At 59.0% G+C, this 13408-nt stretch carries 13 protein-coding genes; 10 read left to right on the plus strand and 3 right to left on the minus strand.

Features of this window, described 5'->3' with window-relative positions; genetic code table 11:
• Positions 1 to 76 precede the first annotated feature (76 nt).
• From KI787_12935 to KI787_12965, 7 genes are all read left to right on the plus strand, one after another.
• Positions 77 to 907 carry a phenylalanine 4-monooxygenase gene (locus KI787_12935; protein MBV6630859.1) on the plus strand — a complete coding sequence of 277 codons (831 nt, stop codon included), beginning with the start codon at positions 77 to 79 and terminating at the stop codon, positions 905 to 907.
• Positions 908 to 941: 34 nt separating this feature from the next.
• Positions 942 to 2021 (plus strand): 4-hydroxyphenylpyruvate dioxygenase, encoded by a 1080-nt coding sequence (hppD, locus tag KI787_12940; protein MBV6630860.1) that lies wholly within the window; start codon positions 942 to 944, stop codon positions 2019 to 2021.
• 2 nt (positions 2022 to 2023) lie between these two features.
• Positions 2024 to 3169, plus strand: coding sequence for a homogentisate 1,2-dioxygenase (locus tag KI787_12945; GenBank protein ID MBV6630861.1), 1146 nt, complete (start codon positions 2024 to 2026; stop codon positions 3167 to 3169).
• A gap of 77 nt (positions 3170 to 3246) precedes the next feature.
• Positions 3247 to 3852, plus strand: a complete 606-nt coding sequence (locus KI787_12950; protein ID MBV6630862.1) for a glutathione S-transferase N-terminal domain-containing protein — start codon at positions 3247 to 3249, stop codon at positions 3850 to 3852.
• Positions 3853 to 3971: 119 nt separating this feature from the next.
• Complete coding sequence (locus KI787_12955) at positions 3972 to 4991, plus strand: fumarylacetoacetate hydrolase family protein (GenBank protein ID MBV6630863.1); 1020 nt, start codon at positions 3972 to 3974, stop codon at positions 4989 to 4991.
• On the plus strand, positions 4984 to 5634 hold the full coding sequence (maiA, locus tag KI787_12960) for a maleylacetoacetate isomerase (GenBank protein ID MBV6630864.1): 651 nt from the start codon (positions 4984 to 4986) through the stop codon (positions 5632 to 5634). The genes KI787_12955 and maiA overlap by 8 nt, the downstream gene beginning before the upstream one ends.
• Positions 5631 to 7562, plus strand: coding sequence for an acetoacetate--CoA ligase (locus tag KI787_12965; GenBank protein ID MBV6630865.1), 1932 nt, complete (start codon positions 5631 to 5633; stop codon positions 7560 to 7562). The genes maiA and KI787_12965 overlap by 4 nt, the downstream gene beginning before the upstream one ends.
• A 102-nt stretch (positions 7563 to 7664) precedes the next feature.
• Here the strand turns inward: KI787_12965 and KI787_12970 are convergent, their stop codons facing one another.
• On the minus strand, positions 7665 to 9371 hold the full coding sequence (locus KI787_12970) for a M28 family peptidase (protein ID MBV6630866.1): 1707 nt from the start codon (positions 9369 to 9371) through the stop codon (positions 7665 to 7667).
• 19 nt (positions 9372 to 9390) lie between these two features.
• Complete coding sequence (locus KI787_12975; protein MBV6630867.1) at positions 9391 to 9900, minus strand: SprT-like domain-containing protein; 510 nt, start codon at positions 9898 to 9900, stop codon at positions 9391 to 9393.
• 56 nt (positions 9901 to 9956) lie between these two features.
• On the opposite strand from KI787_12975, the gene KI787_12980 reads away from it, so the two are divergent.
• Positions 9957 to 11066, plus strand: a complete 1110-nt coding sequence (locus KI787_12980) for an NAD(P)H-binding protein (protein MBV6630868.1) — start codon at positions 9957 to 9959, stop codon at positions 11064 to 11066.
• Between the two features lie 144 nt (positions 11067 to 11210).
• On the plus strand, positions 11211 to 11996 hold the full coding sequence (locus KI787_12985; protein ID MBV6630869.1) for a hypothetical protein: 786 nt from the start codon (positions 11211 to 11213) through the stop codon (positions 11994 to 11996).
• Here KI787_12985 and KI787_12990 read toward each other — a convergent pair.
• Entirely contained in the window at positions 11926 to 12672 is a 747-nt protein-coding gene (locus KI787_12990) for an LOG family protein (protein MBV6630870.1), read from the minus strand. The two genes, KI787_12985 and KI787_12990, sit on opposite strands and share 71 nt — an antisense overlap.
• Before the next feature lie 113 nt (positions 12673 to 12785).
• Here KI787_12990 and KI787_12995 point away from each other — a divergent pair, with 113 nt between their 5' ends.
• Positions 12786 to 13334 carry a DUF962 domain-containing protein gene (locus tag KI787_12995; GenBank protein ID MBV6630871.1) on the plus strand — a complete coding sequence of 183 codons (549 nt, stop codon included), beginning with the start codon at positions 12786 to 12788 and terminating at the stop codon, positions 13332 to 13334.
• Positions 13335 to 13408: the final 74 nt, after the last annotated feature.

Genomic DNA, 13408 nt, shown 5'->3' on the forward strand with positions numbered 1-13408 from the left:
GAGGGCCGGTGGCATAGCGTATGCTTTGCTCTGAGGGTGGTGTCGCGCAAGGAATACTGCCCCTGAGGAGACAACCATGGGACAACCAGCCGCGTATACGGCGCATGTTCCGAATGCCAAAGGCTATGTGGACTATTCCACCACCGAGCATTCGACCTGGGCCACCTTAATCCAACGCCAGCTTGCGGCGGTGGAATCGGTGGCCTGTGCGGAATTTTTGCAGGGCTTAGATGCGCTGCAGCTGCCCCAAGACCGCATCCCTCAGCTACCCGACATCAACCGCCGACTCAAGGCCGCAACCGGCTGGGAAGTCGCAGCTGTCCCGGCATTGATCCCATTTTCCGAGTTCTTTGCCTTACTGGCCGCGCGCCGCTTTCCGGCAGCCACCTTCATTCGGCGCCCGGATGAGCTGGATTACCTGCAAGAGCCCGACATCTTCCATGAAATTTTCGGCCATGTGCCCATGCTCATGCACCCGGACTTTGCCGAATTTACTGCCCATTACGGCCAGCTTGGCCTCAAGGCACAACCCGCCGAGCGCAGCTATTTGGCCAGGCTGTATTGGTTTACGGTGGAGTTTGGGCTGATTCAACGCCCGGCGGGTTTGCAGATTTACGGCGGCGGCATCTTGTCCTCCATTGGCGAAACCCAATACGCCCTGCGCAGGGACCAAGCGCGACATAGCCCCTTTGACCTGGACACCGTGCTGCGCACTCCTTATCGCATCGACATCATGCAGCCGCAGTACTACCTGTTGGACGACTTCCGCACCCTGCTCGATCTCACCCGTATCGACCTGATGGCCCATGTGCGCGAGGCCATGTCCAAGCCTTTGCTTCCGGCGCTGTTCTCTGCCGGCTCTCCAACTGGCTCGACCCGTAGCCATATGGCCAACGATCACTACTGAGGCCACCGGCCCTCTCATCCATGCGAGTTCGCCCATGACCACCAACAACAGCAACCCCCTCGGCACCGATGGATTCGACTTTGTCGAATTTACGGCCCCTACCGCCGCCGGTATTGACCAGCTGCATACGCTCTTCGAGCTGCTGGGCTTTAGCGCCATCGCCAAACATCGCAGCAAAGACGTCACCCTGTACAAACAGGGCGATATTCATTTCTTGATCAACGCCACGCCTTATTCGCACTTCCAGCAGTTTGCGCATGCGCACGGGCCTTCGGCGTGCGCCATGGGCTGGCGGGTGAACAATGCGCCTGCCGCTTTGGAATATGCCATCTCCAGAGGGGCGCATCGTTTCGATGCCCCCTGCGATTTCATGGAACTCAAAATGCCGGCCGTTTACGGCATTGGCTCCAGCGTGCTGTATTTCACCGACCGCTACGGCGAACAGTCCATCTTCGACGTGGACTTCGTTCCTCTAGAGGACGCCGATGAAGACACCAGCGGCGTCGGCCTGCACACCATCGACCACCTCACGCATAACGTAGAGCGCGGCAACATGGATAACTGGGCGGGTTTCTACGAAAACATCGGCAATTTCAAAGAAATTCGCTATTTCGACATTGAAGGCAAACTGACCGGCCTGCTCTCCCGCGCGATGACCAGCCCCTGCGGCAAGATCCGCATACCGATCAATGAGTCTGCCGATGAACATTCCCAAATTGAGGAGTTCTTGCGCGAATATCGGGGGGAAGGTATCCAGCATATTGCCCTGGCCACCGATGATATTTATGCCACTGTGGCCGCTTTACGAGAGCGCGGCGTGGTGTTTATGGACACGCCAGACACCTACTACGACAAGCTCGATACGCGCCTCCCCGGGCATGGCGAGTCCGTGGACGACCTGCGCAAACTACGCATATTGGTGGATGGTGCTCCCGCCGATGGCGGCGGCATCCTCCTGCAGATTTTCACCAGCACGGTAATTGGCCCCATCTTTTTCGAGATTATCCAGCGCAAGGGCGATGAAGGCTTTGGCGAGGGCAACTTCAAAGCCTTGTTTGAATCCATCGAAGAAGACCAAATCCGCCGGGGCGTGATTCAAGACAAGGCCTCCTAAACATGGGACGCCAATGGATTCGGATTCCGCAGCGCGCCGGTGTGCATTCGCGCCAAGCGCACTGCGACCTGCCCCAAGAGGCGCCTTTTGAGCGGGAAATGGGCAAGGCGGGCTTTTTTGGCCCCACCGCGCATTTTCATCACCGGCACCCTCCAACCGCGTGGACTCAATGGGAAGGGCCATTGCAGCCGCGGGCATTGGATCTCACCCTGTGCAACGACCGCAGCACCAACCCCTGGGAGGCCCCGGTCATCTTGCACAATGCACATTGCCAAATGCGCTGGTGGCAGTTGCCAGAGTCCATGCCGGCCTTGGCCAGAAACGCCGATGGGGATCAACTGCTGTTCCTGCACCACGGTGAGGCCGAGCTGTACTGCGATTGGGGGCACCTCAGCCTCCACAGCGGCGACTATCTCATCCTGCCGCGTGGCAGTTTATGGCGCCTGGAAGTCAATGCCCCCATCGCGGTATTGATGGTTGAAGCGCGTAATGAAGCCTTTGGCCTACCCGACCGCGGCCTCTTGGGTCCACAGGCCCTATTTGATCCGGCGGCATTGGACTGTCCGCAGATGGATGCCGCTTTCGTGGCGCAGCAAACCGAAACCTCCACCCAGGTTTGGATCAAGCGCCAAGATCAGCTCAGCACCGTAGGTTTTGACTTTAATCCCCTGGACGCCTTGGGCTGGCATGGCGACCTGTGTGCCGTGCGCCTGAACTGGCGCGATATTCGGCCGGTAATGAGCCCGCGCTATCACCTGCCACCGTCTGCGCACACCACCTTCGTCAGCGCACGCTTCGTGGTGTGCACTTTCGTGCCCCGCCCCATGGAAAGCGACCCCGGCGCCCTCAAAGTGCCCTTCTTCCATAACAACGACGACTTTGACGAAGTGCTGTTCTACCACGCCGGAAACTTCTTCTCGCGCGACAACATCCACCCCGGCATGCTCACTTGGCACCCCGCAGGCTTCACCCATGGTCCGCATCCCAAAGCATTGGCCAATGCCGCTGATCTAGGAGCCGATGCCAAAACAGACGAAGTGGCCGTCATGATTGATACCCGTGACCCTCTGCAAGCCGGCAAGGCCACGGCTCACCTGGAGCAAGCAGACTACCTATACTCCTGGGGAATGCCGCGCCCACAAGTCTGAAAACACAGGGCCGGCGCGATGACACGCTTGTTGGGGCAAGCCTACACACCACACCGTGATCGATTATGGAAGGACGCATGCAGCTACTAGGATCATTAACCTCGCCCTACGTGCGGCTAGTACGGGTACTACTCGCAGAAAAGGGACTGGCTGATGAAGTCGAGCTAGTACTCACCAACCCCATGGCCGACAGCCCAGAGCTGCGCGCTGCCAACCCTCTGGGTAAGGTCCCGGCGTTGGTGAACACTCCCGTGGGCACCTTGTTTGACAGCCGCCTCATTTGCGAGTTTTTGGATGCCTGGCATCCACACCCCTCACTGATCCCCAGCCATGGCAGCGAGCGCTGGGATTGCTTGCAGCGTGTGGTGCTGGCGCAAGGCTTGATGGACGCCGCTGTCGCCACGGTATTTGAGCGCGGCCGCCCAGAGGCCAATCAATCACCCCTGTGGCTACAACGTTGGGATACCGCCATGGACGCCGCTTTGCAGCAAATCAGTCAACAAGATCTAGACCCCGCTGCAACCGACCTAGGGCGGGCCACTACAGCCGTGGCCCTGGGTTACCTGGACTTTCGTCATCCGCATAAACTTTGGCGTGACCATTATCCGGCCCTAGCCGCCTGGGCCGATACCTGGATGGCTCGGCCATCTATGCAGACCACCCAGCCCCCTAAAGACGCTTAAACAGAACACCTTGGGCCTGGGTACCCTTCCAAGATGCAGGGTATGAACTTGCGCCTACTTGTCTGGCGCGCATACTGGATACACTTCGCTTTAGGCCCGTCACTCGCAGGAGCTTATGTATGAAACTGGCCTCGCTCAAAGCCCCATCCCGCGATGGTCAATTAGTCGTCGTCAGCCAAGATGGCCGAGTCTGTGCGCCGGTAGGCAATATTGCTCCCCATCTGCGTGGCGCCTTAGAGAACTGGGACGAGGTGTACCCGGCTTTGCAAGACCGTGCCGCCTTGCTCGACCGCGAGCCGGCCCTGGGGGAACCCTTCGAGCCTCACCAATGTAGCTCGCCACTACCGCGCAGCTGGGCCTGGGCGGATGGCAGCGCCTACGTCAATCATGTGCAACTAGTGCGTCAGGCGCGTGGTGCCCAGATGCCAGAGTCCTTTTGGACAGATCCCTTGATGTACCAAGGAGGGAGCGACACCTTCCTCGGCCCCTGCGATGACATCCCTTTGGCGGATAACAGCTGGGGCCTGGATCTGGAAGCCGAAATCGCCGTAGTAACTGGCGATGTTCCCCAAGGGGCCGATTACGCCACGGCTCTCAACGCTATACGGTTAGTCATGCTGGTGAATGATGTATCGCTACGTAACCTCATTCCAGCAGAACTCGCCAAGGGATTTGGCTTTTTCCAATCCAAGCCCAGTAGTGCCTTCTCACCCTTAGCGCTCACCCCTGACGCCCTAGAGAGCCAATGGCGTGAGGGCAAGCTTCATGGCGCCCTTCACAGCTTTGTCAACAATCAGCCGCTGGGCCATCCCGATGCTGGCGTTGACATGACCTTCGACTTTCCCACGCTCATCATGCACGCCGCGCGCACTCGTAGCCTGAGTGCCGGCACCATCATTGGTTCGGGGACAGTGTCCAACCGGGATGCCGATGGCGGTCCGGGTCGCCCAGTCAGTGAGGGAGGCTTGGGGTACTCCTGCTTGGCCGAACAGCGCATGGTCGAAACGATTCTGCAGGGGCAGGCCCGCACTCCATTTCTGCAGGTCGGCGACCGGGTGCGAATTGAAATGCACGATGCCCAGGGCAGCAACCTTTTCGGCACCATCGAGCAAACTGTCGTGGAACACGCCGGTGCATAGCCCATTACGCCTGTACGGCTATTGGCGCAGCTCCTCCACATGGCGCGTTCGTATTGCGCTGGCCCTGAAAGGCTTGGAGGCGCAGCATTGCCCCATCAACCTCATTCAGGATGGAGGGCAGCAACATTTGCCGGAGCATTTGGCACGCAACCCTCAAGCCCAGGTCCCGGTACTGGAGCACAATGGCCGCTGGCTCAGTCAGTCGCTGGCCATCTGCGAATACTTAGATACCCTCAGCACTCAAGGTCGCCTGCTTCCAACCGACCCTTGGCAGGCTGCCCAGATTCGCTCACTGGCCCAGGTCATCGCCTGTGATATCCAGCCTTTGCAAAACCTACGCGTACTACAAACCGTCGAAGATTGGGGCATCGCAGATCACCGGGCGCAATGGGCCTCGCATTGGATTAGCCAAGGCCTGACTGCCCTGAACAATCGGGTGGAGCACGCTGCAGACCTATTGAATACAGCAAATTGCCCAGGCTTGTTTGAGCTCTGCCTCATTCCGCAGCTTTTTAATGCCAGGCGATTCGATATCGATGTTGCTGCCTACCCCGCATTGGAAGCCATCGAGCAAAGCTGCATGCAGCAAGATGCCTTTGTTAGCACCCGTCCCGAAAACCAACCTGAGGCCACCTCAGCATGAGCCGCGCAGAGCTACTTTGGCAGCCGGATCAAGAGCGCCGCTCGACATCGCTACTGAGCCAATTTGCGCAACGTTTTCGGCCGCAGGCGACGAGCTTTGCCGAACTGCATAGCTGGAGCGTAGATAAACCGGAAGAGTTCTGGCCCGGTCTATGGCAATTTGCTCAGGTGAAGGGGCAACTGAGCGGCCCGGTGAGCACCGGCGAGGGGATGCCCGGCACGCAATTCTTCCCCGAGGCCCAACTCAATTTTGCGCGTAACCTGTTGGAACGCGGCCACCCCGACGACGTTGCCATCCTGGCCCGCAGCGAAGACGGGCGCAAGCAGGTGTGGACTCGGGAGCAACTCAAGTTCGCCACCGCGGGCATTGCTCGGCAGCTACGCCAAATTGGTGTAGAGCCTGGGGACTGTGTGGCCGGCATTCTGCCGAACCGCCCAGAAACTGTAGCGGCCATGCTCGCCACCACCGCCCTTGGCGCTGTTTGGTGCTCATGTTCGCCAGACTTCGGTCGCGGAGCCTTACTCGACAGGCTGGGCCAAGTGCAGCCCGAGGTGTTGTTTGGAGTCACCGACTATCGTTATGGCGGCAAGCCTTTTGACTGCCGTGAGCGACTAACCCAGGTGCTTGATGCTCTGCCCAGTGTGAAACAGGCCTACTATCTTTGGGATGAGCTAGACCCGCCAGAGCATGACCGCCTCCACTCCTGGCCAGACCCAGACCCCTTAGCCGGTGTGCCCTATCGCGAGTTGCCCTTCAACCATCCGCTGTATGTCTTGTTCTCCAGCGGAACCACCGGCGCACCGAAGGGTATCGTGCATGGTGCAGGCGGCACCCTGCTGCAACATCTCAAAGAACACCAGCTGCATTGCGATATTCGCCCCGCAGATCGCGTGTTCTACTACACCAGCTGCGGCTGGATGATGTGGAACTGGCTTGTCTCAGCACTGGCCTCAGAGGCCACCTTAATGCTGTACGAGGGCTCGCCTTTTTGTCCCGACGCGAATGCCCTATTCGATTTTGCCCAAAGTGCACGCTGCCAGTTCTTTGGTGTGTCGGCCCGTTTCATTGATGCCTGCAAGCAACAAAACCTCCGACCGCGGCTGGATCATGACCTGTCCAGCATTCGTACCATTGCCTCCACCGGCAGCCCGCTATCGGCAGAGAGCTTTCGTTATCTGTATGCCGAGGTTCATCCCAACGCAGCTGTGCATTCCATTTCTGGCGGCACCGACATCGTATCCTGCTTCGTGCTGGGCAATCCCTGGCAGTCTGTGCACGCCGGCGAAATCGTTGGCCCCGGACTCGGCATGGCGGTGGAAGTCTGGGATGAAGACGGCCTCCCCTCCGCAGCAGGCCATAAAGGGGACTTAGTGTGCACCAAGCCCTTCCCCTGCATGCCCGTCCGCTTTTGGAATGACGAGGACGGCAGCCGCTACCATGCCGCCTACTTCGATACCTATCCCGGCGTTTGGCATCATGGCGATTTTGCGGAGTGGCGTGACACGGGCGGCTACGTCATTCATGGCCGATCTGACGCCACCTTGAACCCGGGCGGGGTCCGCATCGGCACCGCAGAGATTTACCGCCAGGTGAACCAAGTCGCCGCGGTGCAGGAGTCATTGGCGATTGGCCAGAACTGGGATAACGATATCCGCATTGTGCTGTTCGTGGTACTGGAGCCAGGACTGACCTTGAGCGTGGAACTCATCCATGCCATTCAATCCCAAATTCGACAAGGCAGTAGTGCGAGACACGTGCCGGCCAAAATCATCCAGGTGCTGGATTTACCACGCACCCGCTCGGGGAAATTGGCCGAACTGGCTGTGCGAGCTGTGGTGCACGGAGAAGCCGTGCGAAACCGCCATGCCCTCGCTAACCCAGAGTGCTTGGAGCAGTTTGCCCACTTGAGTGAACTCAGCGTCGCTTGAGGGTAATCGCGCCGAGACTCTAGATTCGCTAATGTCACTCACACTCGCACGCGAACATTAGCGATGCCGGCGAGCACCCCGAAGATGCCCGCCGGCACTGAACTAAGGCGCCGGTGGTCTAAGCGTCGCGAACTCACTACTGGGTAGCCATTGCGGAGGCCGCGTGGTATTCGCCACCGCTTGCCCAACCAAATACAACAGTTGCATATCCTGAGCGGCGCCAGTCATCGGCCAAGTGGGGTCATACTCATCATCGACCTTGTGGTAGCGATCGCGCACGTAATCGGCGTTGTAGTCGTGCAAGAGTTCTGGGTTACCCAAACGCGGAGTCTTGCCTGAGTCTGCGTACAACGCAGGTACACCCCGTTTGGCAAACTCAAAATGGTCAGAGCGGAAGTAATAGCCCTTCTCCGGCGTGCTTTCCGACACCAGCACACGACCTTGGGTAGCTGCTGCGGTTTCTAAAACCTGCTCCAGAGTGCTTTGGCCGCGACCAATTACAACGATGTCTTTGGTGGGAGCCAATACATTGAGTCTATCCATGTTGATATTGGCCACGGTTTGGGCCAGCGGCACCAGAGGGTTCTCCGCATACCAACGCGCTCCTAGTAGGCCTTGCTCCTCGGCGGTCACGGCCAGGAACATGGTGCTGCGACGGGCGGGCTGCTGAGCAAAGGCCGCGGCAATTTCTAACAACCCGGCAATGCCCGTGGCGTTGTCTTCGGCCCCGTTGTAAATCTGGTCGCCAGGCAAATCCGGATTCACCCCCAGGTGATCCCAGTGCGCGGTATAGGTCACCCATTCATTGCGGAGTGCGGGGTCGGTTCCAGGCACCGTCGCGACCACATTATGCGAGCGCACCCGGCGAATTTTATTGCGCACCATCAGGCTGGCGCTGGCGGGCAGCTCGAAACCGGTAAACCCAGGGCGCGCAGCCTGCCGCTTGAGCAGTTCATAGTCATAACCAGAACGCGCAAAAAGCTCGCGTGCGAAGTCCTCATGGAGCCAGCCCTCAGCCGCAACCCGCTGCGCATTACCATCATCGCGGTCCAAGGTGAAGTTCTCGGTACCCCAGCTACCAGCGACGACCTCCCAGGGGTAGCCAGCCATGGCCGTGTTGTGAATCACGAGGGCTCCGGCAGCGCCCATTCTGGAGGCTTGCTCGAATTTATAGGTCCAGCGGCCGTAGTAGGTCATGCTGCGACCCTTAAAATATCCTGGGTCCAAGCGGCCATCACTGGCTTCCACCTGCGGGTCATTCACCAGCATCACGGCGATTTTCCCGCGCAGATCGACACCTGCGTAATCATCCCAACCATGTTCAGGGGCCTGCACGCCATAGCCCACGAATACCAATGGCAAGCGGCGTAATACGGTGCGCGGCGCAACCCGCTGCGAGACCACCACTGCATCGCGATTCATCCGCAGCGGTAGGGGCTTGCCTTGGACCTGGAGCCCCATGTCGGCATCGGATTGCAAACCCACCAAGGGGACGCTTTGCAGGTAGGAGCCTTGCGGACCTGGCTCCAGCCCCGCTTGCTCAAAAGCTTCAACTAAGTATTGCGTGGTGAGCTCCTCGCCAACAGTGCCCGGTGCGCGTCCAGCAAAGGCGTCCGAGGCCAATATCTGCACATGTTGATGAAGGTCGGCTGGACGAATCTCAGCGCTCAGGGCGGGTGGCTCGGCCTCACTACCAAACAGGCCGTCTAAGCCGACCAAGCCCAGGGTGTTGTCGATGGTCGCGCATGCGCTCAACAACAGCAGTGCCGGGCAGGCCATGACCAACCTACCAATCAATGTCGTGTTCAACAGTGTTCTCCCAGTGGTTCTAGCGGTCCGTAGTCGCTTCGTCTTGGGCCGCACGCAGTATTTCACCGCAGCGCCGGCATAAATACCGTTCTCCGCGCAGCACCCGGTGATGGCGTGTGGTTGAAAGCTCGTGGACCGTCGTACAGGCACAAGCGTACCGGAAACGCCGCTGTCGTCGCGAGGGGCTGGCTGCAAGGTCGTGGCAGCGCTTGGGCTCCTCCCCCATTGCGCGCATCAAATTCTGCCATTGCGGCCCGTGAGGCCGGGCGCGCCGCCCGTGGCGGCGCCATACTGCCAAGTGGCATAGCTCATGAATAAGCGTATGGCGGGTCATCTGCTCGCCCGCGCTTTGCAGCAGCTCGGCATTTAAACGCACCGTGTGTGTTTGCAAGATGGCCTGGCCAGCGGCTTGGCCGCGTAAGTCCCAGCGAATTGTGGGCTCGCACTCGAGGCCGTAGCCCAATTGAGCAAAACGCAGCAAGGCAGCGCGCACGATCGCCTGCAGGCTGATATCGGAAGGTAGGTCCACGGCGCGGATTCTGGCACGATACGGGCCGACAACACAGCTTTTGAGGAATTGAGTCCATGGCGACGAGCCCGCAGCCCATACAACAAGAATGGATGATCTACGGAGCCAATGGCTACAGCGGACGATTAATCGTGCGCGAAGCCGTTCGGCGCGGGCATAAGCCAGTACTGGCCGGACGCAACGCCGCTGCTTTGGAGGATTTGGCCGTAGAGTTGGGCTTAAGCTGGCGCGTTTTCGGCCTGGAACAAGCAGACTCGGTAGCCCATGCCCTCGCGGATATGGCTCTGGTAGTGAATTGCGCCGGCCCATTTTCGGCCACAGCCGAAACCATGATGGATGCCTGTCTGCATAGCCAGACGCATTACCTCGATATCACCGGAGAGATTCAGGTGTTTGAGGCGGCTAAAGGTCGCGACTCCCAAGCGCGCAAAGCCGGAGTTGTTCTGCTTCCTGGAACCGGCTTTGATGTCATACCGACCGACTGTCTGGCGCGCCTCCTGGCCGACAAAATGCCCGATGCCCAGCACCTCAGCCTGGGCTTTGCCGGCGGCAACAGCCTATCTCCTGGTACCGCCAAAACAACGGTAGAAGGGATGCGCGAGGGCGTGAAAGTTCGCCGCCATGGCAGTCTTGAAACCCGGGCTAATGGCTTTTGCGTCCGCCACATTGACTTTGGTCAGGGCCCACGCCAAGCCACGCCTATTCCCTGGGGAGATATCTCAACCGCTTTCACCAGTACGGGGATTCCCAACATCACCGTCTTTGTACCGGCGTCCAAACGCACGCTCAAAGCCATGCGTATGGGCAATTGGTTACGCCCCTTGCTGCGCCTAGGCTTGGTGCAAAACTTCCTCAAGGGGCGGATCGCGAAAAAAGTCCACGGCCCCAATGCCAGCAAGCGTGAACAACAGCGCATGCAGGTTTGGGGAGAAGTTGTGGATGCTGACGGCAATACGCTCAGCGCCCGAGTGGACACCCCGAACGGATACCAAATGACCAGCTATGGCCCCGTATTTCTGGCCGAGCACATTCTTAGCCATGCGGATTTGGCGGGCTATTACACCCCATCCATGATGATGGGTGGCGCTTGGCTGGAAACCCTCCCCGGCGTACAGGCCGTGCGCTGGTCGCAGGGTGAGCAATCACCTCTGGACTCGGCGGCCTAAGCGATGCGCTAAATGTCTGGCCCCCGGCGCAACGGCGCCGCGCAACGACTCACAATATGGCTTGGTCTGGCGCTGCTTATCCCTGCGCTGGTCTGGGCCATCAGAATACTTCTGCAGCCGCCCGCATTAGTGGAGGCCAGCGGAATGACTCTGGCCAGCGTGCCCGGTGTGCACTATTGGGCCCATAACGACAGTGGGCACGCTGCGGTCCTTTTTGGCTTAGACCGGGAGTTACAGCTTAGAAGGCGGGTTCGCTTAGCCGCATCCCTGCGTGACCCCGAGGATATGACCCGCTTCCAGCATGCCGGACAAGCCTACTTACTCATCGCTGACGTCGGAGATAACCGCGCCCGGCGTGCAGAAGTTCAAGTGATATGGTTCCCAGAACCCCAGGGCGATGCGGTTACCGAGCTAAACAGGCTGAGCTTTAGCTACCCTGATGGGCCCCGTGATGTAGAGGCCGTGAGCGTTGACCCCCAGTCGGGGCAGCTGTTGCTACTCAGTAAACGCGAGCCTAGTCCTCATCTCTACGCCTTGGACTTTCTCAACGCTCAGACGCAAGCGCGGCTCTTGGGCAAGGTCCACACCCTGCCCCCGCCCCGTGCGGAGGACTTGGCCGCCGATCCCCGTCATGGGGCCTATTCCAGCCAACCCACGGGAATGAGCATTGACCCTAGCGGCAAGCGCATGGTCATTAGCACGTATGCCAGGCCCTACCTATACCGGCGCGGGGATCAGCAAACCTGGCACCAAGCGCTGGAGCAACCGGCACTCGCCGTACCCATGCAGCGCCTAGAACAAGCCGAGGCTGTGAGCTGGGACCATGACAACAACATTATTGTCTTGTCCGAGGGCCACCCTACTCCTTGGGCGCGGGCACGGGTGGAGCCCAAAACGTCGACTGCGCCAACTCCGCTGTCAGCGCAGTAAACGCGTCCTCTACATTATCTGCGCGTAACACCCCGTCCAGATCAGAGGGTGCGATGAGTTCCTGGCGCAGCAAGGCCGGCAAGGCGAGCAATTCATCCCAAAATTCACGACCAAAAAGCAGCACCGGTCGTGGCTGAGCTTTTCGGGTCTGAATCAAGGTCAATACTTCGAATAATTCATCCAGGGTGCCAAAGCCCCCCGGGAACACCACCAGCGCAGCAGATAGGTTTAAAAACCAGTACTTGCGGGTGAAAAAATAGTGGAACTCGAAGAGCTGGTCCTGGGGCACAAAAGGGTTGGGCTTTTGTTCGAATGGCAGACTGATGTTGAGGCCTACATTGAGCCGCTTATCCACCTGCGCAGCTCCGGCATGCGCAGCTTCCATAATGCCGCCACCGGCCCCCGTTAAAACATGGAAGCGCTCTCCTGCAGGGTGGTTGTGGTGCGTCCAGTGAGCCAGCTTCTGAGCTAGATCTGAGGCCAATTGGTAGTAGTCCCGCCCATCAGCCACCTGCTTTGCGCCGGGCTGGATCCGCGCCGAACCCCAAAATGTGATGGCGCGGTGAATGTGATTCTCCCGCAGCCGCTTCTCCGGCTCCATGTACTCCGCCAGAATACGCAGCGGCCTAGCATCCGGGGAATCGATAAACTCTGGGGATTTATAAGCTTTGGTCATAGCGCCAGCGTAGCGCGAATTTATGACGAGGCATTGGCATTTTTTGCGACTCCCCTGGGACACCTAGCGCCCTACACTATGCAGGAAACATTCCTTGGGAGGCATGTCGCCAAATGAGTCACTTTGCACAGAAAATGGCCTTTTACTCGGCCTATCATCAAGAGCCCACCAACATCTGGATTCATGTTGCGGGCGTTCCCACCATCACATTCTCGGCCTTCGTAGCCTTGTCCACATTGCCACTGGCTAACCTTAATGGTGTAGTCATCACCGCCGCCAGCGTGATGTACCTGTTGAGCACCATGTATTACCTCTGGCTAGACCGCGCTATTGGTGGCGTGGCCGCCGTGCTTTACGGCGTGCTTTTATTGGCTGCAGCTGAAGTCGCAAGCATGGGCCCAGTCTGGACCTGGAGCGTGTTCGCTGCCGGGCAGATCATCGGTTGGGGAACGCAGATCTATGGCCATCTCCACTTCGAAAAGAACCGCCCAGCGTTCTACGAAAACATCAGTCAAAGCCTCATTTCAGCGCCCATATTTGTGGTAGCTGACGTGTTCTTTCATCTGGGTTTCAAGCAAGAACTCCAGCGTGAAGTCACCCAAATTCTGGCTGACACTGGACGTTTGCGGGAGTTCTCCTCGGCTCAAGCGCACGGCGCCTAATCTCGCCCAGACCACAAAAGCCCCGGCGGTCGCATGACCGCCGGGGCTTTTGCATACGCGTTAACCAGCGAGCA

The sequence above is a fragment of the Oceanococcus sp. HetDA_MAG_MS8 genome (assembly GCA_019192445.1).
Taxonomy (GTDB): domain Bacteria; phylum Pseudomonadota; class Gammaproteobacteria; order Nevskiales; family Oceanococcaceae; genus MS8.